We start from the raw sequence: 25,498 nt of genomic DNA, 5'->3' as shown, positions 1-25,498 counted from the left end.
CACTCCGGTTTTGTTTACTCTTCTTTCTCAGCGGAAGGCCTTCTGGCCTCTTCCAGCCATTCGAACTTACCCAGGGAATGCTGACGCATTGTCAGTCCTATCTTGCTTTCCCTTGGCTCTCTTTCATTGATGCTTACAGCAACGATACGTGCCCTGACCCTGTCACCCTCTGAAAGTGACCTGCCACCATTCTTGCTGACAAGTCTGCCGTTCTTTCCATCGTATGACATGAAATCATCAGTTACCTGACTTACGTGCAGGAGTCCATCCATAGCCCCGATACTCACAAAGGCACCAAAGTCAACCGTCTCGACAACTTCTCCCTCAATAACTTCCTGGATAGTTGGTACAAAGACAATTGCATCAAAGTTCACATCGTAGTATACAGCACCGTCACCAACAAGAATATGACCTTCACCAACCTCATTGATCTGTGTGATGGCAACGATAGCACCAATTTCCTTGTCTATTCTGCCCTCCAGCTTGTGCTTCAGGGCATTCTTGACATTCTCGTTAACATCCTTGCCTAAAAGATCGGGCGCAACACGAATAGTATCGGCAAGCTTCATCTTTTTGTACATATGAAAAACTCCAATAATCCTGTATAATTATATAACAACTTATATGATTTTAAACTGATCTATTACGACCTATGATACAATCTCAAGCCTGTTCTTCTGACGCAGGCAGATCACCGGGATATTTTTTTCTTCAAGCCTTCTTCTGAGACCTATATCATTGGTAAGAACAGCTGCTTGAAGTTTCATGGCCAGTTCCAGAATAACATCATCTGCATATCCGTCCATATGGACGGTTTCGCATCTTTCTGCCATCGATCTGGCAACCTTCGCTGCAATCCTGTCCTGTCCTTTGAGATTTTTGATCAGGTTGTCCAGTTCAGTGATAACAGCTGTGGGAACGACATGAATATCGAATCCAAGTCGTTTCAGCTCTTCAAATATATCGACTTTGAACTGGACAGGTATCATTAATGCGTTCGTATCAATAATTACCTTCAATCCTTGATAACTCCTACACCAATCAGTCTCCAGCGTGATCCCACACGTCTGCTTATAGCAACCATGGAATCCCCTTCAGCACAAACAGGCCTTTTCAACTTGACCTCTGCAATATCCTTACGTGCACTGGTGACAACACCAACAGTCGTTGCCGTACCTACATTCAGCATCAGTGGTTCACTTGTCTTTATAGGTCCGATAACTTCCTCATCGGAAACACCTACAACTCTCTCAAGCAAGTGAAGCTCGAGTTTGAGATCATCGCGTGTTGGTGGCAAAGTTCCGGGAATACCTGCTACCTGCCCTGTAAGTGAATCACTCTTTGTGAGTGACGGGTCAAGAGTAGTACCGACTGCAAGCAGTCCTCCTGGAGTTGCCTCTTCAACGTTTTCCTTTCCGGCAACTATCATGGAGACCTTGGTGACAATTGGTTCCCACCTCGTCATACCATCACTCTCAACCTTTCTTCCCGGCTTGACTTCAAGTTCATCACCAGGATGCAGCATTCCTTCTGTAAGTGTACCGCCGATAACACCACCAGTAATCTTCTTGATCGGTGTACCTGGCTTGTTGATATCGAATGATCTTGCAATAAGCATGTGAGGTGGTTTGTCGATCTTATGAACTGGTGTTGGGATCTTCTCTTCCATTGTCATGATAAGAGCATCAACATTTATGTTCTGTTGTGCGGATATTGGCACGATCGGCGCACCCTCTGCAACAGTTCCCTTAACAAACTCCTTAATCTGATGATAGTGCTCAATGACCTTTTCCTTTGGTACAAGGTCAATCTTATTCTGGACAATCACAATATTCTCGATACCAATGATATTCAGTGCCATCAGGTGTTCTTTTGTCTGTGGCTGTGGGCATGTTTCATTTGCCGCAATAACAAGAATGGCACCGTCCATGATAGCTGCACCGGACAGCATGGTCGCCATCAGTGTTTCGTGACCCGGAGCATCTACAAAGGACACGGTCCTGAGCTCTTCTGATGGTTCACCGCATACTGGACAGGTCTTTTCTACTGTATAACACTGAGGTTCCGGACAATTTGGACACTTCCTGAAAGTAGTGTCTGCATAGCCCAGTCTGATAGATATTCCACGCTTCATCTCTTCGCTATGCGTATCTGTCCATACTCCTGACAGCGCGCTGACAAGTGTGGTTTTTCCATGGTCGACATGTCCTACCATGCCGATATTAACACAAGGTTGACTCAATTTTTGATTTCCCTCCCGGTTGGGCAATATTCTAAAAGTGTAATGATTTCAGTATAAGTTTTAACGGATTACCTGTTTAGATTTGTGGTCTATCATTCGATTAATCATATTTAAATGATTTCGAACAGACCAGAAAATGCAATATACCTGTTGGTATGGCAAACCATGCCCTATTCTTTTAATAATGTATATAATTTACTATAAGCAGAATATAAAAAAGGAGAATGCTGACATGAGATCAGATTATGGATTTCATGGCATCATTTATAATCTCATCTCTCTGAAAGATCTTCTCAATCTTTATACCCTGATTGCTTATTTTGTAGTTTAAAGGCTCCAGCGTAAGATAAGTGCATCTCATTTTAGGAATATACATTTGCCTCATTCCTTTACCTGTCACACTATCCTTGATAACACCCAATTCTATATTACCAAAAGAAGTATGCTGTGCGATTGCAAGTTTCTGTCCGCTTTCTTCCTGACCTATCAAAAAAAGAGTTGTACATTTCTTATCAAAAAGGATATCATTTATAGTAAAAAACTTATCCGCAAACTCTTCCATATCATGATAGAGAGAGAGCATGTCCAGATTATCGATAACCACAATCTCCGTGTCATCCGGAATATCCTGAACACTCTGTACACAGTCCTTTTCCAGGAATCCTATTCCACTACCATGTCTTGCAGCATTGTAGATCTTGTTTGTCCTGGTCTCAAAAGATTTGTTTATTTGAAGAGTTCCTTTTTCTATGCACGAACTGAAATCAATTCCAATGCTCAAAGCCTGTTCAAGAAAACTTTCTACATTGACCTGAGTAAGCATGAGTACGCATTTTTTCCCATCCTTACATGACCTGTAAAGGAAATGGGTTGCAAGAATACTTTTTCCAGAGCCAGGAGGACCACTCACCAGGATACCCTGTTGTGCAGGATAACCGCCTTCCAGAATTTCGTCCAGTTCTTGTATCCCCGTAGGAACTCTGTTGATCTGCATGTGATATTATTTATGCATATAATTATATAAAAAGACTATTATTGCATGCGCGATATTATTTTCTTGCAAGTAATAAATAAAATATAAATCCGGCCGTTGGAGCCGGAAAACTGTCAGGACAAAACCTGACAGGCTTAAAAGATGAAATTATGTAATAATCTTGTCAAGCTGGTCAGTTTCAATTGCCCTTCTGATCTCAAAGGCAACACGGCGACCTGTGCTCATTGGATTTCTCCATGTGGTGTTTCCGTATGGGTGACCAACTGACATGTGAACATTTGTTCCGCCGCCAACACGTGGTGCCACATCATATATGTAGAAGTTAAGATCTTTGTCAACACATGTCTGCAGACAGAAAGGACCAATTACTCCAGGGTCATAGTGCTTCTTTGCAGCATCTATGTATTTCTGGGAAAGCTCGAAGACCTTCTCAAGAAGAGATTCCCTGAGGGTTGCAGAGTTGTGACCGCATACTGTGTACTCAGGTGTGAGCTGGTGTTCTGCAAGTGTCATCTGCTGTGGAGCAGGAAGACGTACGTGTCCGTCAAGACTTGTTTCAAAGCGCCAGTCAATACCAAGAATCTCAAGTTTGCTCATTTCAGATTCAACTGGTGAGTAGAACATGTCAAAGTTGAAAACAGGACCAATTACATAACGCTCAATTCTTGCGTTGTCAAGTGCATCCTGTGTGATTACACCCTGTTTGAGCAGAGACTGTGCCTTCTGCCGATATTCCTCATAGGTTCCTGCTGTGAAGAAACCTCTTTCAAGCTTCTTGACTGCATGAGGAAGCTTTACCATTACAAGCTCCTCAATGTCCTGCGGATCGTTGATCCTTTCCGGGAATGGCAAACCTGCCTTCTCAAGAAGCCAGTAGTAGTCACGGTCCATACCTCTCTCTTCACTGCGAAGCATATTCCTGCTTCCAACAAGAGGGACTTTAAAATCGTTCTCTACTTCGTCAATACCACAGTATGATGTGAATGAACGGTTAGGAATGAAAAGAACGTTCTCTTCTACGAGTTTCTTCTGGACATCTGCACTTGTGGTTTCGCTGAACTTATTCAACATTATGTGTTCATCAACAATGCCACGGACAACCTTGCCATTGCTGTCTCTCTGTGACTTGAAATATTCTGTGTAGGTTTTTTCACGACCCTGCTGGCAAACAGCAAAAGTCCTGAAATCTTCTTCAATTGCACCGTCAAAGATATCAAGTGCTGAATGTGACGCCACAGCACCGATCTTGGCCTTATCTAAATCATAATCTTCGATGATCTCTGCGATCTCTTTTCTGTCTATCATTATTTACCCTCGGTTTTGCCCAGACATTGTATTTACTCTTAATAAACCTGTTTACGTTTGTAGCATATGAATGAATAATTTAAGTTCAAACCCCGCTTACCATGTAGATAACCAGTGGTGTTACGAAAGTCTCTATCACTGCTGCAAGGAATACTAAAGGCAATATCCAGTGGAAATAAAATTTGAGACTTCGCACTAGTTCTGCTTTTAGATGTACTTCTTTTCCGGCAAGATATCTAATTGATTGATGTCCTAGTTTAAATCCAATAGCTGCTGATGTCAGAAACATTGGTATTTCTATAATCCCATGTGGGATCAGTCCGGCTGCAATAAACAGGAATCCGTTTTCACTTGCCTGGAGATGAGTAAAAAAGCCAATTACTATGCCATTCTCAAGTAGAATGATAAGAGGCACCAGGCCAAAAATACTTCCAATTATTATGGATGCAAGCATTACACTGGCATTGCGGGCAAATATAAACAGCATAATCTGGAAGGAATTCATGCCTTCCAGCTTCGCAACAGTGTCTTCGAGCATTGAAAGAAAAGTTGTTGCATATTCAGGATAAAAAACATAGGCAATATACCCTAAAACAAATGAAAAAGAAAAAATAATTAAACTCATTGCCAAATAGGGTTTTAACTCAGTAATATATGTCCTGAATATCTCTCTTACATTTTCATCGTGCATTGATCAGACTCCAAACGCCATTCTGATTGTGTTCCTGCATGCAGGAGATAATCCAAGGACTATGATTACCAGTTTCAGGAATGTCTTTAATGTCTCAGATTCCTCATCCTCATCAAAATGATTATCCAGTATATATAGTACCGGAATGAATATAGATAGTTTTAACGGATACATCACAAAAGCGGTTCCTGTAAGGTCGATCAGGTATGATGGAACAACATGCTTTTCATAGTATCCCAAAAAGTCAATTCCTGCAATTGTGGAAGATGCATCCATCAGGTGAACCCATAGAATAGCCATATTGACCTTGCTTTTGAGAAGGTCAAGACCTATGTGGTCAAATAACATTTTTAATAATATTACTATCATACTGGCTGCAGCAAGAACAAAGATAGGAACCCATGGTCGGGTCAGATCTTCCAGATAGAAAAGAATAGAAAGATTGACTGCAAACCAGAAAAGTCCGAATCCTGCAAACAGCTTTCTGTAATCACCTGTTCCTTTCAATTTGACTATCCATTTGGAAAGTACAAGGAAGAAAACTGTGATGACAAATACCACAAAATAAATGTTCGGAGTTATGAGAAGATAACTAAGAGGATGAGTAAGGAATCCCGTATCCTCTAAAACCCTCATAGATGAGCCTGCGAGGATAAAAGGAATCACGGATACTGTAAACCTGTCGTCAATCTCGATATCCAGTTTTTTCAACAGCTTCACAACGCCGAAAATACAAATTCCCAGCACAATTGCCCATGTGACAGTATTAACGATATTGTAGCCACTATCATGTAGTATCGGGTCTATGTAATATTCGTTAATGAATTGGGTAACTTTATCTATGAATGGCATATAATCACAGCAGTAACATAATATAGGAATATCCTAAATACAATTAACATTTAATAGTTTATGGGAAATGAAGAGAGTATCAAGAGATTTTTCCTGCTTAAAGGACAGGTTATCACAAGACTTGTACTCGTTTGATATTATTTATTATCTCTGTAATGGATTTCCATATAAAAAAACAAATTATTCAGTTTCTGGCAGGTATATTAAGTGATTCCCACACAAGGCAAAAAAAAATGGATGCAGTTACCAAGAGACGTTGTTGTTGGTCCTGATGTTATTTATGACCTGAAGGATGTATGTAATGACCTCAAACTCAAAGAAGGGGCTTTTATTGTCACGGGACATCATACCAAGAAAATAGCCGGGGATGTTGTATATGATATCCTTAATGAATGTGGATATGACCCTGTGATAGCTTCTTCAAAAGAGGCTTCCATGACAGAAGTCAACAAAATTACAGACCTGGCAAAGGAAGCAAATTCCAGATACCTTATTGGTGTTGGAAGCGGTAAATCTATAGATGTGGCAAAACTTGCAGCCACACAACTTGACCTACCATTCATAAGCGTACCAACAGCCGCATCACATGATGGGATCGTATCTTCCAGAGCTTCCATACATGATAAAGGTAAAAAATCCTCCATAGAGGTCAACGCCCCCATGGCAGTGGTGGCAGATACCAGTATCATAGCAAAAGCCCCTTACCGTTTACTTGCTGCCGGATGCGGAGATATTATTTCAAATTATACGGCAGTCCTTGACTGGGAACTTGCTCACAGACTGAGGAATGAACCTTTTAGCGAATATGCAGCAGCTCTCTCCAGAATGACAGCACAGATTTTGATGGACTGCCCGGAGGATATCAAGCCTGAACTGGAAAGTTCTGTGAGAATCGTTGTAAAAGCGCTTGTATCCAGCGGAGTTGCTATGAGTATTGCAGGTTCTTCCAGACCGGCATCAGGTTCTGAACATATGTTCAGTCATGCACTTGACATGGTTGCACCGAATTCCGCACTTCACGGAGAACAATGTGGTGTAGGAACCATAATAATGATGTACCTGCATGGCGGTGACTGGAAGAAGATCAAAGAATGTCTGGAGATAATCGGAGCTCCTACAACTGCCAGTGAACTCGGCATAGAAGATAGATATATATTAGAGGCGCTTCTTGTTGCACATGAGATACGTCCGGAAAGATATACGATACTCGGTGCAGGTCTGACCCCTGAAGCAGCCGAGAAGGTCGCACGTTTAACAAAAGTTATTTCATAATTACTGTAAAATATCTTAATCAGTAAAATCAAGGTGATTATATGACAAATGATACTACCATTACACTAATTGGTTCTAAGCTTGCAAAAGAAGGAGAAGACTTCGTATTTATGGGTGAGTCCCGCGAGTGCAAAAAATGCAAGTTGAGGCGAACCTGTATGAACCTCGATTCAGGTAGAAAGTATCGTGTTGCAAAACTCAGGGGAGACACTGTCCATGAATGCTTCATACATGATGGTGGAGTAATTACTGTAGAGGTTGAAACCTCTCCGATTGTTGCAGCAATCGAATCACGCAAAGCTGTCGTGGGTTCAAAAGTGAGCTACGAACTTCCAAAATGCGAGGAGTTTGACGACAGCGTGTACGATATCCTTTATCCTGAAGGCCTTAAGGAAGGAGACAAATGTACTGTCATAAAAGTACTCGGGCCAATAGAAGACGGAATGGTATCCGGATGCTCTCTAAAGAAGGTGGAACTTAAACTATAGTTCCGTTGCGAACATCTTTTATATAAAAAGGAAATCGTAAGTGTAAGTAAAATTTCGAATAATAACTATAATTAAATAATAACTATCAATGTCACATAGAGGTAATTGAATGTCAGGGACGGAAGGAGATGTATTCCATCAGGACTTTTATACAGCAGAACGCTGGAACAACTGGGTCAAGCAGGTAAAGGAATGTGATTTCAAATTTGATGAATCAGATGAGCCACAGGGAAAAGAAGGTGCTATCTTCGTAAACATGGAAGATGACATCATCCTTGCATGCCTCAAGATCATCGCAAAGTGTGAGAACGGGCAGATCTCACCGGAAACTGCAATGCTCTCCATTGCAGATATCAGGGATATTGCACTTGCAGAGATAGATTCAATATCAGAAGATGCGGACATGATGATCGAATCACTCCAGACATCCCTCATGGGAAGCTTTGCAGCATGTGAAGCATACCTGAGTGGAGATTATGATGAGAACGCAGAGATTGCTGATCTTGTAAAGGTTGCACTTGAAGCAGAAGCTTCTGATGATATTGAGATTGCTATTGGCACAATTGCAGAAATAGGTGCCCTTGTTCTTAGCGGAAAAGAGCTTACAGAAAAGGTCATGGAAGAAGTTCCATACGGACTTGTTGCAGAATGGCTTGATGGAATCGACTCCATCGCAGCTGCAATGGTAGGCTCTGACAGCTATAAGAATGACGAAGAAGACGATGAGAGTTAAGGATTTTTCCACTCTCATATTTCTGATTTGACATTCTTGCTTTGACTAAAAACAATCTTTTTCTTTTTGTTCTTTTACACTTGCTATGCTTTCAGTTGATAATATGGATATTTCCAAAATAAGATTCCAGGACGCTTCCGGAATTATTGTCCTTGACCTGACACATGCAGGAATTATTATTGCCACAAAACTTGCAGAGATGGGCTATTCCGTAACAGCTGTTGATGTGTACAGAACTGTCAATGAGAACGTGCTTCTGGAAATGGAAGAAAGATATGGCATTAAGACATCAAAAGAACCAGTACCAGTTAATGATAATGACCTTATAATCAGTCCTGCTCATCTTGACCCTGAATATCCGGTACTGGTAAAAGCCAGGAAAAAGGGCATAAAAACAGTCACTCACCATCAGGCAGTAGGCAGTATATTATCCATGAAAGGATGGCCTGAGAAAGGAACTGTTATCGAAATTACAGGGTCAAAAGCTAAAACCAGTTCTGCATCCCTGCTTGCTGAAATGCTTTCACGGAAGATGAAAGTAGTACTTCACACATCCAGAGGTCTGGAACTGTGGGAAAAAGGGCAGTGCAGAATACTAAACTTAGGACTTAGCATTGCACCTGGGAGCATACTGCTTGCAATTGACAAACTGGAAGAACTTAATGTTTCGGCTGACTGTTACATTTTTGAAGTTTCCATCGGTTTGACAGGTTTTGCAGATATAGGAATTATTACAACACTTGAACCGGATTACCCAATAGCTGCATCAACTTCGAACTCCAGCGATGCAAAAATGAGTGTGCTTTCCTATGCTGGAAAGAGCGAGGTATTTTTCCTAAATGTAAAAGACAGGAAAGCCCTGAAAATGGCAAGCGAATTTGGAAGAGCATTTTTTACATTTGGAGATTCGGAATATTCCGGCGATGATTATAAGAATGCAGATTTTGTGGCTGACATTGAAAGCAAAGCTGTCATTTTCAAATACCAGGATGGAACTTTCTCATCTGGATTGTCAGAAAAATACAATTCAAAGTCATATGCAACAGCTTTTGCAGTATCAACTGCTGTTGCTTTGAAGATGGATATTCCTGAACAGGACATCATTGAAGTCATTGGTTCTTTTAAAGGACTCCAGGGAAGAATGCAGGAAAAAGAGCTTGCTGGCAGGATACTCATTGATAATTCAAACTCGGGAATGGACATTAAATCAGCAGAGCGTTCGCTTGACTATGCTTTAAGCAGGCTTGAGGATGAAAAATCAGGAATTATTATGGTGCTTGGTGAAGAAGCCGCACAGGTATGCGAAGGACTTCCACCGGAACAGGTTTCTGAGTTTGTGATGCGGCGCAGTGATGAACTTTCCAGGCTGATACTTGTCGGAGAAAGGATGCAGGACATAGGAAATGACAATTACACTTATGCCAGCGGACTTGAAGAAGGACTGGAGATGGCCACAGAGATGGCTTCTGAAAAAGACATAATTCTATCATGTGTGAAATGCTTCAGATGAGATTCATCCATTCATGGTTTATTGACTATGATGATTAGGGCTTTTATACAATAAAGATATAGATAATGCAGAAAAACAGACTGGTAATAAGTATACTAAATATTACGAAATTGCAAAATTATAATAACCTAAAAGAATCAACCAAGTTTATCGGGATAAATATGGCTGAAAAAGATATTTCTATAATACACCCGCGGCCCAGCTCCATTGTGGCTGCGTTATACACACTGCGTGACCTGAATGTAGATGTTGCAATACTGCACGGTCCGCCAGGATGCTCATTCAAACATGCAAGACTGCTTGAGGAAGATGGCATACACGTTGTAACAACAGCTCTTGATGAGAACGGGTTTGTCTTCGGAGGGCGTGAAGAACTTTCAACTCTGCTTGGCAAAGTCAATGAGATGTTCAACCCAAAACTCATAGGAATTGTTGGGACATGTGTCAGTATGATCATTGGCGAGGAACTAAGCGAACCTGTAAAGGACGCAAACCTTGACGTGCCCGTCATATGTGTGGAGGTACATGCAGGATACCCGAACAATACCAAAGGTGTTCTTATTGCCCTCGAATCAGCATGTGATGCAGGTGTAATTACTGATGAGGAACTTGAGAGACAGAAGGTGCTGCTTAAGGAAGCAACTAACGTTGAGAAACGCCATGGTGCAGCAAGTAAGGAATACCTTGTTCCATCCCGTGGCGATCTGAAGTATAAGGTTGCTGAAAAGATTATCAATTACCTGAAAGAAGGCAAGAAATGCCTGACAATCATGAACGCCAAGAAAGAAACGGGTTACATGTTTGCAGATATAACTGTTGCAATCAATGAAGTAGCTGAACAGCTTGGTGTTTCTGATAATGTTATCAACATGGCAAATGTGGATGACACACTCGGCCTTCCACGTGTACGCCACCATGCAATCAGCATTATGAACGATTTCAGAGAAAAGGGAATTGAAATCCATGAGATAATCGGTGGCATGGATGAGTACCCGGTCACTGGTGAAAAGGTCAGCGAGCTTATAGCTGAGAAGTACAGCGACTTTGACTTTGCCGTAATTACCGGTGTTCCACATGCCATACCAATGGACAACCTTCAGAACATGGACGTAATTTCCGTAACGAACGGTCCAAGACAGGTACACCCTCTCAAGGATATGGGACACTCTAATGTTATTGTGGAAATTGACCTGCATCCAAAGACACTTGGCGTAAGCAACATTGTTGAATCCGAGTTCGGTGCAACAATGCGTGAGGTTGTAAAGGACATGCAAAAAACGGAGGAAGCCTGATGGAACAGAAAAGGATAGCCATTTACGGTAAAGGTGGAATCGGCAAATCCAGCACTGCTTCCAATGTTGCAGCAGCCTGCGCAGACGAAGGCTATAAAGTTATGATCATCGGATGTGATCCTAAGAGTGATTCATCCATCACACTTCTTGGCGGTAAGAGAATACCAACAATCCTTGACCTGCTAAGGCAGAAAATTGATGTCAAGGAAGAAGACATTGTCTTTGACGGTTACAAGGGTGTAAAATGTGTAGAGGTCGGTGGTCCTGAGCCCGGAATAGGCTGTGCAGGACGCGGCATCATTGTGGCAATACAGAGATTGAAAAAGGTCTGCAAGTCCATTGATGACATGGATCTTATCATCTACGATGTCCCCGGAGATATCGTATGTGGCGGCTTTGTAGCTCCAATACGCAAGGGACTTGTAAACGAGGCTTACATACTCACATCAGGAGAATATATGCCACTTTACGCGGCAAACAATATCTGCAAGGGACTTGCCAAGATCGATACTCCACTTTCAGGCATAATCTGCAATTCCAGAAGTGTTACCAGAGAAGAAGAAATTGTCAGGAAATTCTCTGAAGAGATTGGAAGCAAGCTAATGGCTTTTATTCCAAAGGAACAGATCGTCCAGGACTGTGAGAGAGATGGATTTTCTGTACTTGAAAAAGCTCCGGATTCATCTGTTGCAGGTGTATATCGTGAGCTTGCACATGCTATTATGTCAAACGACAGTTCAGTGCTTCCTTCATCCCTTGAAGACGAAAGACTGCGTGAACTTACACGTTAAGGTTTGATAAAAAATGTCTGACGTCACTCAACCTCCTGAGAAAAAAGAAATACCAAGAATACTCCTGTCAGCAGGGAGTTCGTCCTCCGGAAAAACAACAATAACAATAGGGCTGCTTGCAGCTCTTACGGAAGCCGGATACAAGGTCCAGCCTTACAAAGTCGGACTGGATTATATCGATCCAAGTTACTATTCTGAAATTACAGGTAGAAGAGCCCGCAATATTGATGGCTTCCTCATGGATGAGGATGGTGTCAGGGACGTTTTCATTCACGGCGCAGAGGTTGATGAGGATGCTGATATTGCAATCATCGAAGGTGTCCGTGGTCTTTATGAGGGGTTTGACAGCTTTACCGACACCGGCAGCACTGCACAGATCGCCAAGATACTGAAATGTTCTGTGATCCTTATTGTTAATGCAAGGAGTATTACACGTTCAGCTGCTGCTCTTGTCAATGGTTTCAAGGACTTTGATAAGGACGTGAATATTGTCGGTGTTATTCTCAACAATATTGGTGGTCCAAGGCACACTAAGAAAGCTACTGAAGCTATCGAGCATTACACAGGAATTCCTGTTATTGGTGTGATCCACCGTAATAATTCGATGAAGATATCCATGAGACATCTTGGTCTTGTTCCTGCAATAGAGGAGCGCCGCCGAGCAGATAATTACGACGAGAGAATCGAATTTATCAAGAACAAGATAAAAGATGGTATTCAGATAGACCGGCTTCTGGAAATGGCTCATGCTGCTCCGGCACTTGAGCGTCCTTCAAAGACAGTTTTCACTCCAAGGGAAATTGAAGGTAAGCGCCCGGTTATTGGTGTAGCCCTTGACGAGGCTTTTAATTTCTATTATCACGATAATCTTGAACTGCTTGGAATGGCAGGAGCGGATATCAAGTACTTCAGCCCGATACACGACAGCAAGCTGCCGGATGTTGACGGACTCTACCTTGGCGGTGGCTATCCCGAACTTTACGCCGCAGAACTTGAAGATAACGTATCCATGCGAGAGGCAATTTTAGATGTTTCCCGTTCCGGTATGCCGATATATGCAGAATGCGGCGGCCTTATGTACCTGACAGAGAAACTCAGTACAGGAGTTAAAGGCAAAGGTGCACATCATATGGCAGAGATGCCTGAATCCACTCATGATATGGTTGGTGCACTCCCCGGACACACTCTTATGGGTCACAAACGTGTTGTCAGTTACAACATTGGTGAACTTGCAATGAATTCTGTTATTGGTAAATCAGGAAATTCATTCCGTGGTCATGAGTTCCATCATTCCGAAGTTACAGAGATTCCAAAGGATGCAAAGTTTGCAATCAAACTCTCCCGCGGAACCGGCATTATCGATGGCTGGGACGGACTTACGGTCAATAATACTATTGGATGTTATGCGCATCTGGTTGCAAGCTCTTACAGGGAGTTTGCAGGTAGCTTTGTGGATTTTGTGATGCAAAACAAATAGAATCCCTTTCTTTTTTCATACCCAATCATTTAACAATAACTCCCAACAAAATACTACTACCATCATTTCAGGGAGTAGTTCAATGCAATACATCGTTTTTACGGATCTTGACGGGACACTGGTAGATCATGACACATACTCGTATGAAGCTGCAATGCCGGCTATCGATATGCTGAAAGAGAAGGGAATACCACTTGTATTCTGTACCAGTAAGACCCGGGCTGAGATTGAGGTCTATGTAGATGAACTGAATACAGGACATCCTTTCATATCAGAGAACGGTGGAGCAATTTTTATCCCGCATGACTATTTTGATGTGGATTATGTATCTTCAAGATCAACAGAGAAGTATGATATAATTGAGCTTGGAACGGATTATAGCCTGCTGAGAAATGTACTGCTTAATATTGCAGCATCTGAAGACCTATCAGTTACAGGTTTTGGAGACATGACCGATGTGGAAGTTAGCAAAGATACAGGACTTGATCTTGATTCGGCCTGCCTTGCAAAACAAAGGGAATACGATGAAGCATTCAAACTTGATGGTGACGAAAAGGATGCTGAAACGCTCATCAGTAAAATTCAGGCAAACGGCTTAAACTACACCCGTGGTGGTAGATACTGGCATATCATCGGAGAGAATGACAAAGGAAAAGCCGTAAACATTCTCACACAAATATACCGTAAGCAATACGGTGATATAAAAACAGTAGGTCTTGGGGATAGTCTTAATGATTATCCAATGCTGAAAGTCGTTGATATTCCGTATTTAGTTCAAAAACATAACGGCAAGCATGACCCTAAAATAATGGATGCAAAAGTCAACAAAGTTGAAGGCATAGGTCCTGTTGGATGGAACATGGCAATATCAGAGTTGTTGATGTAAAAAGCTCTATTATTCCTTCTTTTTCCTTTTCCGATAATAATTTGAATATTTCTACAGACTTGCTAGCTTTAAATTATTTATACCCTTAATACAAACTATATGCAAGGGAGACGTAGATAACATCCGATATTTTATAGCAATCATACCGCATGATTTGCATAAGGATACATTGTATTATAATAATCAAGGAGAGGGAGACTCAAGATGATACGGTTAAAGAACATACTTCCAAAAGCATTTTTAATTGGGATAGTTGAAATGGTGGATATCTCAGGGGTTGAGAAGACTTATGAATGGATCGATACCCTTGGCACCAAACTGGCTGACATAGAAGGTCCTGGATTTGAAGGTGCGTGGGAGGATGACATAAACTATCTTCCAATCTATCCTTTTGGAAACGAGTTGATAGATTTCATTCATATTTATGGTGGGGAGACTCCGCACCAGTTTACTGAGCTTACAAACTACGTGAACAAACTAAAAGAAGAATCAGATGAACCCTGGAATTATCCTGCTATAATAAGTGTTCTTGACATATTTCAGACTAGTTATGTCAAGCGCCGGGCTGAACTTGCAGGAGCAAGAATCTACAATGTGGGTAGTAAATCGGTAATTAAGAACATCAAAGTTTACAATGAAGAAGCAATAGAAAAAGCCAGGATGACAAAGGAACAGGTAAATAAAATACTCGACCGTGCTTTTTGTGTAAATAAAGTAGAATACCTTGATAAGTAAGACCTAAAAAGGAGTGATTTTTTGAATTTCCCACAGGCTGCTAAAATATACGAGAATAGTGTCAGGATTCTGAAAGAAAATCAGCATGAGAATGGAGGTTTCTATGCAAGTCCACCGGGCACCCGTTACCCATTCATATATCCAAGAGACCATTCAGTAGATATTCTCGGTGCGGTTGCCGCGGGCATGCTGGATGAGGCAAAGAAAGGACTTGAATTTGTCCTGAATGCCCAAAAACCTCTAGGGGAGTTCTCCCAGAGATATGATGTTGATGGAAACGATGCAAGTTACAAGGATCTGCAGATAGACGGTAATGGTCTTGTCCTGTTTGCAATGGGAAAATACTTTGAAGCCACAGGTGCTTCCTTTTTTGATGAAATGGCAGACCGTGGGTTTGTTGAAAAGTATTGGGAACAGGTCACAAAAGCTGTGGACTTCATTCTCATGAACAAGAATGAAGAGGTTGACCTAATTCATACCATCAATAGCATTCATGAGTATCCGGCATATGAGCATGGATTTGAGATATATGCTAACTGTGCCTGCTGTGCCGGAGTACTTGCAGCCGTAAAAATGGGAGAGGCAATTGGTAAAGATGTTTCTGAGTGGAAGTCAGAAGCACAAAAAGTAAAGGATTCAATTCTGACTCGTCTTTACAGTCCGAGAAGAAGGTCTTTCATCAAATGCATAAGAATAAAAGACCGCAACAGCAAACCAATTGGTTATGATGCATTTGCTTCCACTGTAATAGATGTGGATGTGGTGGAGTATTCACCTGCATATTTCGGACTTCTGAGTGACCATGATGTGAAGATCAGGTCCACTGTAAAAAGAATACATGAAAAACTCTGGGACCAGGAAATAGGGGGACTTAACAGGTATCCTGAATACTGGGGTAGGAATAACGGCGGATACGGGCCATGGTGTCATTTTACATGCCAGCTTGCCAACCATTATGTTGAAACCGATAACATGGATATGGCCGAAATGTACCTTGGCTGGGTGGTTGATATGGCTCACAACTGCATGTTGCCTGAACATATCTCAACAATAGACAGGTTTGAACTCTGGCTGGAGGACTATACCAATGCCAAGATACTCAGGGACAGTAAAATGACCATGATAGAAAACGTCCGTTCACATCCTAAATGGGGGGACGGCCTTGCGTATGTAACAATACCTCTGATATGGCCGCATGCAGAATATATCAGAGCTTACAGGAATTATACCAGTAAATTTGATAATGAATACTCTTTCAAATAGCTGCTCTTTAGCAGATGATCAAATTATACATATTTCCATAATTCAATATTAAAAGGGGTAATAAAGGGAGTGAGTACTAATGGATTTTTATCAGGAGAAAATAACTACAATACATGATTTTGCAACAGATAATAGCGTAATGGTAAGGCATTTACAGGAACTTTCTAAATCAAGACCTGCTGCTTTGATAATTCCAATGCTGTACAAGGAAATTAAAAGTCCATGCCTTGCAAACATACGTGATGAACTGAATAAATGTGAGTTCATTAATGAAGTTGTCATTTCGCTTGCTGCTGATAGCAGGGAAGAATACGAACATGTAGTACGTTTCTTTCGGAAACTTGAATTGAATCATATAGTGGTATGGTGCAATGGTCCGAATGTCTCAAAAGTCGTTGATGAGATGAGTGAAAAGGATCTTGATTTCTCCCAGTTTAGGGGCAAGGGCAAGGATGTATGGCTTGCTATTGGTGTAGCAAGTCTTAATTCATTTGCTATTGCACTTCACGATGCGGATGTTGTTACATATTCAAAGGACTTCCCGGCTAAACTATTATATCCTATATTGAATCCAGACCTTAACTTCCTTTTTAACAAAGGATACTATGCACGCATAAACAGAAAGCAAGGGATTATGTATGGAAGGGTCTTCCGTCTCTTTGTCCGTCCGTTCCTGGTAGCTTTACAGAAGGATGTTAACTACGAATCCCATGTACTTGATTATCTTCAGGCTTTCAGATATACACTGGCAGGAGAATTCGCTTTTTCATCTGACCTTGCGTTACACCTGAGGTTTCCGGCCGACTGGGGGCTTGAAGTGGGTCTTCTTGCTGAAGTTTATAGGAACAGTTCCCTGAAAAGAACATGTCAGACTGATCTTGGGTTCTATGAACACAAACACAAGGATGCCGGAGAGGACGTAAGTGAAGGTCTGTCAAAGATGGTGAATGATATTGTACTAACCCTGCTCCGTATTGCCAATGAGACCACAAGCGTCCATATCTCCCAGTCCTTCATTCAGAGTGTGTATGTGAAGTACATACGCTTTGCACAGGATCTTATCAGACAGCATCATGCTGATGCCATATGTAATAATCTGAAATATGACAGGCATGTGGAAGAAAGGTATGTTGAGGTCTTCTCCCGGATAATCCTGGATACAGGTAATTCCTATCAGGAATATTCCCATCTGGAAACGCCCCATAGTATTCAGATGCCGGACTGGAAGCGGGCATTGTCGGCGATACCAGACCTGAGAGAACAATTAAGGGATGCTGCTTTGAAGGACCTTGATTCCATGCAATCAAAATGAAACTGAAATTCAAAAATCTTACCAGAAAGTCTTTTTAATTCTCAAGAATATCATATATAATCTTATTAAATAATGTATATGTAACAAAGGTGTTAGACAACATGGATAATGTTATTGGAGTAAGCGGAAGTAAGATTGCCTATTTTTCAATGGAAATTGGATTGAAAAATGAAATGCCGACCTACAGTGGCGGTCTGGGCATACTGGCCGGAGACACAATAAAAGCAAGTGCCGATCTGGGTCTTCCTTTAATAGGTGTCACCCTCCTTAACAAAAAAGGCTATTTCATGCAAAAACTGGATGATGCAGGCAGACAAACCGAGCATCAGCATGACTGGACACCTTCTAATTATATGCAACTTTTGCCCTATAAAGTAACAGTTAAGATACAGGGAAGGGACGTAAGGATACAGGCATGGATATACAATCACTTCAGCCTAACCGATAAAAAAGTTCCTGTTATCTTCCTGGATACGGATATTGAAGAAAATAATCCGGAAGACAGGCGAATTACTTACAGCCTTTACGGAGGAGACAGAAAATACCGCCTGAAACAGGAAATAGTACTTGGAATCGGTGGTGTAAGGATGCTGAACAGCCTTGGTTGTTCGATCAATAAATATCATATGAACGAGGGTCATTCCAGCCTTCTTGCTACTGAACTGCTGCGTCAGAACAACATGGATGCCTTATATGTAAAAGATCATTGTGTTTTTACCACTCACACTCCAATTGAAAGCGGTCACGATACTTTTCCATATGATATTGTTCTTGAATTAATGAATGATTGTGTTGATCTTGAGAAACTCAAAAAATACGGTGGGCAACATGAGCTTAACATGACTCTTCTTGGATTAAATCTATCCAATCATATCAACGGAGTGGCAAAAAGACACAGGGAAATTTCTGAAAAAATGTTTCCCGGTTATAAGTTCAATGCCATTACCAACGGCATACATTCATATACATGGGTCTGCCCCTATTTCAGGGAACTTTACGACAAGTATCTTCCTGGCTGGGCCAATGAACCTGAACTTCTTGTAAGGGTCAGGAGCATTCCGGATAATGAGATATGGGATGCACACCAGCTTGCTAAAAAAGATCTTCTTGATTATGTTAATAGTAAATGCGGAACAAACATGGACCCTGATGTTCTGACAATTGGTTTTGCAAGGCGCATTACAGAGTACAAGAGACCTACTTTCATATTTTCTGAACTTAAACGACTGAGAAAAGTAAATGAAGCAGGAAAGATCCAACTGATATTTGCAGGCAAAGCTCATCCAAGAGACATACAGGGGAAACAATTTATTGAAAGGATTTTCCAGTACAAAGAGGAACTTAAAGGTGAAATCGAAATTGCATACCTTGAAAATTATGGTATGGACCTTGCAATGAAAATTGTTCCTGGCGTGGATATCTGGCTGAACAATCCTAAAACACCTCTTGAAGCTTCAGGTACAAGCGGAATGAAAGCAGCCCATAATGGTGTCGTGAATTTCAGTGTTCTTGACGGCTGGTGGCTGGAAGGGTGTGTGGAAGGTGTTACCGGTTATGCTATCGGCCCTATGCCTCATGTAAATAAATCACCTGAAGAAATTGAAATGATAGAACTAGATGACCTGTACAATAAGCTGGAATACATCATGATCCCTAAATACTATCATAGAAAGGATGAATGGATGTGCCTCATGAACAATTCAATTGAGATGATAGCCTACTATTTCAACAGTCACAGGATGATGCATCGTTATGTTACTGAAGCCTACCTTTAAGCAGGCTTCGTTTTTTCCTATAGCAAAGGTATGCCACCTACATCATAAGTTTTTATTCAATATTTCACATTTAAGGTCTTCAAAGATACCTGCATTTTCACGGATGGCTGTTTCAGCTTCAATGAAATTCATATCCTTGCATTCGTTGTAGAATTCCACAAACCTGGCAAGCCATAGTACACGAAGTGCATCTATCAGTGTAGCATCCTTTGTTTTTGAATATTTATAGAACAGATGCCAGACACATTTTGCCCAGTTCTTTGCATCAAGTGCTACATTACCTTCAGGGAATCTTTGTATAATTTTCAGTACCTCTTCTGGTAGTATCTTTTCAAATATCTCACTATATTCATCATAGCGTGTTGCAACTGTTTCCACCATTTTCTCCCTATTCACTTCCACCTGAACAGGTATAGGCCCGTAGTAGTCTGATGCTATTATGTCTGTTTTTGCAGGTATTCCGTTCCTGTATGAATAATAAAGTGCCAGATCAAACATGGTTGTGACTACCTGCCTGAACATTGGTATAAGGGATGATTCCGGGTCAAGGTACTTTGTTGTAGATTCATGGAGCTTGAGCCCCAGCATGGCTTCTCTTATCCTTACTCTTTCAGCCGCAGCAACCGTTGTGATGAATATGTCTATTCCAAAATCCGACGGGAAAAGAGGGTGATTACGAAGAATTTCCATGAGCTTCCTGGAAATACAGAACTCCCCTCCAATGGGCTGTCTAATGTCGCTCCCATAGTATGCTTTTGTGAATGGATATGCAAGATTGTTAGTTATAACTCCGTCAAATTTATCCCGAACATAAAAAGGAACTACAAGGTCTGTTCTTCCATAGAGCACAGGCATTACCATTTCTTCTATCCATTCTCTTTTGATGGATAAAAGGTCCCCGTCTACAAAGGCAACAGATTTTGAATTTGTCTCGTGGGCTATTTCCATAACGGTGTGTATCCCATCTCCTTTTCCGGGTACACCCATTTGTTCAACAACCAATTTTTGTAAGGGACTTATTTCGAACATTCCTGCAAGTTCTGCTGTCCTGTCCGTGGAAAAACCATCTGCAACGACAATTAGTGTTCTGTACTGTGAAAGATATTGTAATACTCCTTCCCTTACAACGTTCATCACGTGAAGTATTGTAGGTTCAACGTCCTTTGTCATGATGCCTATTACTACGTCTACTTCACCTATCTCTTCAAGTTTATCCAGTATTCCATGACTGAGTTCCGTCTAACCCCACCTTAGAAGGACTTTTAATATCTTTATTTTGTTATTTTGTGTACCATCTTAATAAATTAACCCCATCTTAAATCACAGATTACAGTCCACCACGGTTAAATATATAGTACAATATTTGAATCCCTATACACTCTTAAATGCATTCTTATTTATTTCAGGTGAATATATTTGATCGGAAAACTTGTCAAAGAAAAGGTAAAATCCGGAAAAAAGGCTATCAACGAGCTTTACAATACCGGATACTATGGTCGTCCAAAGGGCGATGTTCTTGAGCTCACACTCGTTGAAGCTGCATATCTGCTTTACAAGAACAAGCTCGAGATAACTCTGGATGAAAAGAACCTTGGATTTGAAGAGTTTTTTACAGAAGCATCAAAAAGACAGCAATTCTTTGAGCTGAAATACATTGTTTACAAAGACCTCCGTGAGAGAGGTTATTATGTCCAGCCCAGTGTAACTGATTTCAGGGTATATCCAAGAGGAGGACATCCTGGAAAGACACAGGCAAAGATGTTCGTTTACGTCAGGTCAGAACGTGTGCCAATGCTACTGAAAGATCTGCTCACCCAGTATAATGCCGCACTTAACGTTCGCAAGCAAATGATACTTGCCATCGTTGACGAGGAAAGTGACATCACATATTACGAGGTAAAAAGACTGGACATCAAAGGAGAAATGGAACAAACTCTCCCTCTGGAACAGCCGGCCTCAGTAACAATGCTCGAAGACCGTGTTCTTGTCTGGGACGGCGAAACATCCAGACTTCTTTACGAAAACGGCTTTTACGGTAAACCACTTGATAATGAGCGCCTTCAGTTATCGCTTGTGGAATCTGCATACCTGCTTGATAACGGTATTATAGAGATAAAGAACAGCAATGGAGAAAACATTCCTGAAATCTCTAAATTCTCCGAAATTGCAGCCTCTATTGACCCTGATTTTACACGCAAGTACAGTGCCTATGTAGACCTTCGCAGCAGAGGATTTGTCCCTAAAACCGGTTTTAAGTTTGGTACGCATTTCAGGGTTTACAGTGAAGTGCATACAACTGACAAACTTCCTCACTCAAACTACCTTATACATGCAATTCCTCATGATCATGAATTCTTACTCCCTGTTATGTCAAGGGCCATCAGACTTGCAAACAGTGTCAGAAAACAGATGCTCTATGCAGTAGAATTTGCTGAAAAAATCGAGTACATCGATATTGGCAGAATAAAGATGTGATTATAGCATATATGAACCGGGAATGATCTAAAACTGCTCATACTTATATAATATACACGTCTTTGCTTTAGAAGATGTTTGATATTATTGCAGTGGATATTTCCGGCAGACACAAAGTAAATGATGAATATCTCATGGTATGTGCAGCAGTTGCTGCTTCTGTTACTGCTGACCACATCGAGAAAGTCAACCAGATTGTTCTGAGGTCTTTCAGGAGCAAATCAGCACCTGATGTCCCTTTTGTTGTCAAAATGGTAGAAACTACTGTCTCTGAACTGCAATTCGGCGGAACTATTGTCACAGAAGCAGGTGATTTCTATAATAAGCCCCAATGGTTAATTAACAGTATGTTCACTCAGGATATTAAATATCAGGAATCACTCAGTGAAAGAAGATGTATTGAGATCGCTCACCATGCATCTCTTAGTTCACGGAAGCTTCTTTTAAAAGAACTGGGAATCCAGTGAATTATCTCAAACAGGTATCCACATGATGCGTGCTGTTTTAGTTAAGCGGAATGAGCCACGGTATGAAGATGAAAAGAATGAGCTTCAAATGAATGAACTTCGGGAGCTTGCCGGAGCTGCAGGTTACGAAGTAATTTCCGAAATGACACAAACACGTAATCCTGACCGCAAATATCATCTTGGCAGAGGAAAGGTTGAGGAACTTGCACAGATAGTCTCAGACCTGAAACCGGATAAGATAATATTCCACAATCCTCTGAGCACCATGCAGATATACAATATTTCAGAAACATGCCGCTGTGAAACCATTGATAAATTTCAGCTTATCCTTGAGATATTTGCAACCAGAGCAACTACCCATCGTTCTAAATTGCAAGTAGAACTGGCAAGACTGGAATATGAACTCCCGCGTGCCAGAGCAGTGATCTCTATCCTGAAAAAGGATGAAAGACCGGGGTTTATGGGACTTGGTGGCTATGAGGATTCATATGCCCAGGATATCAAAAACCGAATGACCCGCATCCGAAATGAGCTTGATAGCATACAGAAGGATAATGAATCTTTACGGGCACACCGTCATTCAAAGGGCTTCTCACTTGCAGCACTTGCCGGTTATACCAATGCCGGGAAAAGCACTCTTTTTAATGCGCTTGTGGATGAAACTGTCGAATCAAAGAATATGTTGTTCACAACTCTATTGCCCACAACCAGATCACTTAAAGTCCGGGGACGTGATATCCTTGTCACGGATACTGTAGGTTTTATAGAGGATCTTCCACACTGGATGGTTGATGCTTTCAGGTCAACACTTGATGAAATATTCCTTGCAGATGTCGTTCTTCTTGTAGTGGATTCTTCCGAGCCGTTTGAAGTTATACGCAAAAAACTGCTTGTATGCCATGAAACAATGTGGGACCAGTTGCAAGAGGTAGCTATTGTAACTGTTTTTAACAAGATTGACCTTATAACAGATGAAGAACTGCGTGAAAAGATGGACAGTCTTGTATACCTTGCTCCAAATTCTGTTGCTGTATCTGCAAAAACCGGTTTTGGATTTGAAGAACTTAAAGAACAGATCCGAAATCTCTTACCTGAATGGAAAAGGGTAAAACTCACAATACCGCTAACTGAAGAGGGCATGTCACTTGTTGCATGGATTTATGATGAGGGGCTTGTTCATGATATCAATTACACTGATGTAATTTCAATTGATTTTGAAGCAAGGGATAAGGTTATAAATAAAGCCATATCTTTAGTGAATGAACTATTATGATATGTATATACAGCTGTAATTTTTAAGGAAGATATTATTCACAGCGTTATATATATATGCTATCAAGTAGTTAGTATGTATGCGAACGGGTGAAACACTCTAATGTACCACCAATCCTATCCAACCACCCAACCACCAAAATTCTATCCCCGTTCGCAGTATTTTCTAAAACTCAATATATACCTTCATTCTATCTGATTTTTAAGCTTTGAGTATAAAAAATCTTTATTAACCTGTAGACCCAAGATGCTTACATGAAGTTCGATCTTCACGTTCATTCCTGCTATTCTAAAGACAGCAACGCCAGTCTGGATGAAATTCTAAAACATGCTGCTGAAAATGGGCTTGATGGTTTTGCAATATGCGACCATGACCGCATAGAAGGCGGGTTTGCCTGCGCAAAAAGAGCAGAAGAAATTGATTCAAAACTTATTGTGATTCCGGGTGTTGAAGTTAGCTCTTCAAAAGGCCATATTCTTGTGCTCGGTGTCCATGAACCTATTGAATCAGGACTCAGCCCCGAAGAAACAATAAAAAAAGCACGTCAGCAGGGTGCAGTTGTTATCATTCCACATCCTTTCAAACTGACATCACACGGAATAGGTTACATTGAAGGACTGGATGCAGATGCAATCGAAGTCCTGAATTCAAGATGTGTAACTGATGGACCCAACAACAAGGCACGGAAAGCTGCGGAAGAGCTTGAATTCCCTATGGTTGGAGGAAGTGATGCCCACGAAGCGGAAATGGTTGGTCGATCATATACTGAAATTAATACTGATGCCACAACTGCTAAGGAAGTGCTGGATGCTATCAGAGCAGGAAGAACTAAATCAGGTGGTAGAAAAACACCGGTGTCATTTGTTGTAAAACAAATGTTCATAGGGCACATCAACAAACTTGGAAGACGCCTTGGAATGAGATAAAAATAAGCAGATGTGATTTTAGCTTATATTTCATCCATGATAGAAGGTATGTATTCCGGTTTTTCCAGTATAGTAATGCCTTCAAGTCCCCTTATAATCTCCACATTCCGTGCATCGATATCCCTTACCTTCAATTCTACAGGACCGCCTTTTATCGCGTTGAACTTGCAGAGGTCCTTGCATATACCGCATCCGTTGCATTTGAGCAGGTCAATCTGATCAGTTATAGCACTATTCGGACAATTATCCCTTGGAGGACATGGGTCACATTTCTGGCATTTTTCCCTGGCAATGCCATAAGGTAACTCTGATATCACTACACCTGCAATATCAACAGGAACCACATAGACCGGCACACCACCTTTTACAGCTTGGGCAACAGCGTTGCTCACAAGTGAATCTGCCGTACCGTGCGCTATCTTGGAAACGGTATTTGATGTAGCTGGTGAGACCACAAGAGCATCATATTTGTCAAGAAGGAAACGTCCTGTTTTAGGCCAGCTCTTACCCTGTTGAGTTTCAAGGAAGACTTCCTCAAGGTATTCTCCGCATGATATTTTTTCCAGTTCCTGCTCAAGCCCGTACATCCTCACAACCTCTTCAGCGGCACTGGAGAGGAAAGTGTTCACTCTGATATCATATTCATTTTTCATCTGTCTGAATATATCAAAAGTTGATGTCAGAAAATGACCGGCTCCGGTAATTCCCCATGCTATCGTTTTTGTCATAGGAAGAAAAT

General features: G+C 41.3%; 25 protein-coding genes. 16 read left to right on the top strand and 9 right to left on the bottom strand.

Annotation, left to right across the window (positions count from 1 at the left end):
• Nucleotides 1–14: 14 nt before the first annotated feature.
• The 7 genes from FKV42_RS02830 to FKV42_RS02800 form a co-directional block, all read right to left on the bottom strand.
• Nucleotides 15–581 carry a DNA-directed RNA polymerase gene (locus tag FKV42_RS02830; RefSeq protein ID WP_154808734.1) on the bottom strand — a complete coding sequence of 189 codons (567 nt, stop codon included), beginning with the start codon at nucleotides 579–581 and terminating at the stop codon, nucleotides 15–17.
• Between the two features lie 69 nt (nucleotides 582–650).
• Nucleotides 651–1,019, bottom strand: a complete 369-nt coding sequence (locus tag FKV42_RS02825) for a DNA-binding protein (protein WP_154808733.1) — start codon at nucleotides 1,017–1,019, stop codon at nucleotides 651–653.
• Nucleotides 1,016–2,242: a translation initiation factor IF-2 subunit gamma gene (locus tag FKV42_RS02820; RefSeq protein ID WP_154808732.1), complete on the bottom strand. Its 1,227-nt coding sequence runs from the start codon at nucleotides 2,240–2,242 to the stop codon at nucleotides 1,016–1,018. Before FKV42_RS02820 ends, FKV42_RS02825 begins: the two co-directional genes overlap by 4 nt.
• A gap of 238 nt (nucleotides 2,243–2,480) precedes the next feature.
• Nucleotides 2,481–3,236, bottom strand: a complete 756-nt coding sequence (locus tag FKV42_RS02815; protein WP_154808731.1) for an RAD55 family ATPase — start codon at nucleotides 3,234–3,236, stop codon at nucleotides 2,481–2,483.
• Nucleotides 3,237–3,383: 147 nt separating this feature from the next.
• Nucleotides 3,384–4,541 carry a formate--phosphoribosylaminoimidazolecarboxamide ligase family protein gene (locus tag FKV42_RS02810; protein ID WP_154808730.1) on the bottom strand — a complete coding sequence of 386 codons (1,158 nt, stop codon included), beginning with the start codon at nucleotides 4,539–4,541 and terminating at the stop codon, nucleotides 3,384–3,386.
• An 85-nt stretch (nucleotides 4,542–4,626) separates the two neighbouring features.
• The gene (locus FKV42_RS02805) at nucleotides 4,627–5,232 is read right to left on the bottom strand and encodes a stage II sporulation protein M (RefSeq protein ID WP_154808729.1); all 606 of its coding nucleotides are present in this window, start codon (nucleotides 5,230–5,232) and stop codon (nucleotides 4,627–4,629) included.
• Nucleotides 5,233–5,235: 3 nt separating this feature from the next.
• The gene (locus FKV42_RS02800) at nucleotides 5,236–6,084 is read right to left on the bottom strand and encodes a DUF63 family protein (RefSeq protein WP_154808728.1); all 849 of its coding nucleotides are present in this window, start codon (nucleotides 6,082–6,084) and stop codon (nucleotides 5,236–5,238) included.
• 207 nt (nucleotides 6,085–6,291) lie between these two features.
• Here FKV42_RS02800 and FKV42_RS02795 point away from each other — a divergent pair, with 207 nt between their 5' ends.
• From FKV42_RS02795 to glgP, 12 genes are all read left to right on the top strand, one after another.
• Complete coding sequence (locus FKV42_RS02795; RefSeq protein ID WP_268865963.1) at nucleotides 6,292–7,356, top strand: NAD(P)-dependent glycerol-1-phosphate dehydrogenase; 1,065 nt, start codon at nucleotides 6,292–6,294, stop codon at nucleotides 7,354–7,356.
• 41 nt (nucleotides 7,357–7,397) lie between these two features.
• Nucleotides 7,398–7,844, top strand: coding sequence for a UPF0179 family protein (locus tag FKV42_RS02790; protein WP_154808727.1), 447 nt, complete (start codon nucleotides 7,398–7,400; stop codon nucleotides 7,842–7,844).
• A 109-nt stretch (nucleotides 7,845–7,953) separates the two neighbouring features.
• The gene (locus FKV42_RS02785) at nucleotides 7,954–8,577 is read left to right on the top strand and encodes a DUF2150 family protein (RefSeq protein ID WP_154808726.1); all 624 of its coding nucleotides are present in this window, start codon (nucleotides 7,954–7,956) and stop codon (nucleotides 8,575–8,577) included.
• Between the two features lie 85 nt (nucleotides 8,578–8,662).
• The gene (gene cfbE, locus FKV42_RS02780; protein ID WP_230375438.1) at nucleotides 8,663–10,087 is read left to right on the top strand and encodes a coenzyme F430 synthase; all 1,425 of its coding nucleotides are present in this window, start codon (nucleotides 8,663–8,665) and stop codon (nucleotides 10,085–10,087) included.
• Between the two features lie 161 nt (nucleotides 10,088–10,248).
• Complete coding sequence (gene cfbD, locus FKV42_RS02775) at nucleotides 10,249–11,379, top strand: Ni-sirohydrochlorin a,c-diamide reductive cyclase catalytic subunit (protein ID WP_154808725.1); 1,131 nt, start codon at nucleotides 10,249–10,251, stop codon at nucleotides 11,377–11,379.
• Complete coding sequence (cfbC, locus tag FKV42_RS02770) at nucleotides 11,376–12,170, top strand: Ni-sirohydrochlorin a,c-diamide reductive cyclase ATP-dependent reductase subunit (protein WP_154808724.1); 795 nt, start codon at nucleotides 11,376–11,378, stop codon at nucleotides 12,168–12,170. Before cfbD ends, cfbC begins: the two co-directional genes overlap by 4 nt.
• Nucleotides 12,171–12,183: 13 nt before the next feature.
• A complete protein-coding gene (gene cfbB, locus FKV42_RS02765) occupies nucleotides 12,184–13,647 on the top strand; it encodes a Ni-sirohydrochlorin a,c-diamide synthase (RefSeq protein WP_154808723.1) in 1,464 nt (487 codons plus the stop codon).
• Nucleotides 13,648–13,729: 82 nt separating this feature from the next.
• A complete protein-coding gene (gene mpgP, locus FKV42_RS02760) occupies nucleotides 13,730–14,533 on the top strand; it encodes a mannosyl-3-phosphoglycerate phosphatase (RefSeq protein ID WP_154808722.1) in 804 nt (267 codons plus the stop codon).
• A gap of 204 nt (nucleotides 14,534–14,737) precedes the next feature.
• Nucleotides 14,738–15,268: a hypothetical protein gene (locus tag FKV42_RS02755; RefSeq protein WP_154808721.1), complete on the top strand. Its 531-nt coding sequence runs from the start codon at nucleotides 14,738–14,740 to the stop codon at nucleotides 15,266–15,268.
• Between the two features lie 21 nt (nucleotides 15,269–15,289).
• Entirely contained in the window at nucleotides 15,290–16,531 is a 1,242-nt protein-coding gene (locus FKV42_RS02750) for a glycoside hydrolase family 15 protein (protein ID WP_154808720.1), read from the top strand.
• A 79-nt stretch (nucleotides 16,532–16,610) separates the two neighbouring features.
• Entirely contained in the window at nucleotides 16,611–17,843 is a 1,233-nt protein-coding gene (locus tag FKV42_RS02745) for a glycosyltransferase family protein (RefSeq protein WP_154808719.1), read from the top strand.
• A gap of 101 nt (nucleotides 17,844–17,944) precedes the next feature.
• On the top strand, nucleotides 17,945–19,618 hold the full coding sequence (gene glgP / locus FKV42_RS02740; protein ID WP_154808718.1) for an alpha-glucan family phosphorylase: 1,674 nt from the start codon (nucleotides 17,945–17,947) through the stop codon (nucleotides 19,616–19,618).
• A 42-nt stretch (nucleotides 19,619–19,660) separates the two neighbouring features.
• Here glgP and FKV42_RS02735 read toward each other — a convergent pair whose 3' ends face one another.
• Nucleotides 19,661–20,788 carry a glycosyltransferase gene (locus tag FKV42_RS02735; protein WP_154808717.1) on the bottom strand — a complete coding sequence of 376 codons (1,128 nt, stop codon included), beginning with the start codon at nucleotides 20,786–20,788 and terminating at the stop codon, nucleotides 19,661–19,663.
• 246 nt (nucleotides 20,789–21,034) lie between these two features.
• Between FKV42_RS02735 and endA the strand changes: the two genes are divergently transcribed.
• The 4 genes from endA (at nucleotide 21,035) to FKV42_RS02715 (ending at nucleotide 24,759) form a co-directional block, all read left to right on the top strand.
• Nucleotides 21,035–22,093, top strand: coding sequence for a tRNA-intron lyase (endA, locus tag FKV42_RS02730; protein WP_154808716.1), 1,059 nt, complete (start codon nucleotides 21,035–21,037; stop codon nucleotides 22,091–22,093).
• Nucleotides 22,094–22,167: 74 nt separating this feature from the next.
• Nucleotides 22,168–22,560, top strand: coding sequence for a DUF2209 domain-containing protein (locus FKV42_RS02725; RefSeq protein WP_154808715.1), 393 nt, complete (start codon nucleotides 22,168–22,170; stop codon nucleotides 22,558–22,560).
• A 22-nt stretch (nucleotides 22,561–22,582) separates the two neighbouring features.
• Nucleotides 22,583–23,833 carry a GTPase HflX gene (gene hflX, locus FKV42_RS02720; RefSeq protein ID WP_154808714.1) on the top strand — a complete coding sequence of 417 codons (1,251 nt, stop codon included), beginning with the start codon at nucleotides 22,583–22,585 and terminating at the stop codon, nucleotides 23,831–23,833.
• A 254-nt stretch (nucleotides 23,834–24,087) separates the two neighbouring features.
• Entirely contained in the window at nucleotides 24,088–24,759 is a 672-nt protein-coding gene (locus FKV42_RS02715) for a CehA/McbA family metallohydrolase (protein WP_154808713.1), read from the top strand.
• Nucleotides 24,760–24,782: 23 nt separating this feature from the next.
• Here the strand turns inward: FKV42_RS02715 and FKV42_RS02710 are convergent, their stop codons facing one another.
• Nucleotides 24,783–25,487, bottom strand: a complete 705-nt coding sequence (locus FKV42_RS02710; protein ID WP_154808712.1) for a dihydromethanopterin reductase (acceptor) — start codon at nucleotides 25,485–25,487, stop codon at nucleotides 24,783–24,785.
• Nucleotides 25,488–25,498: the final 11 nt, after the last annotated feature.

The sequence above is a fragment of the Methanolobus vulcani genome, from assembly GCF_006546655.1.
Classification (GTDB): Archaea; Halobacteriota; Methanosarcinia; order Methanosarcinales; family Methanosarcinaceae; genus Methanolobus; species Methanolobus vulcani_A.
Note: the sequence above shows the minus strand (reverse complement) of the source record. Positions and strands in the feature narration are given on the sequence as shown.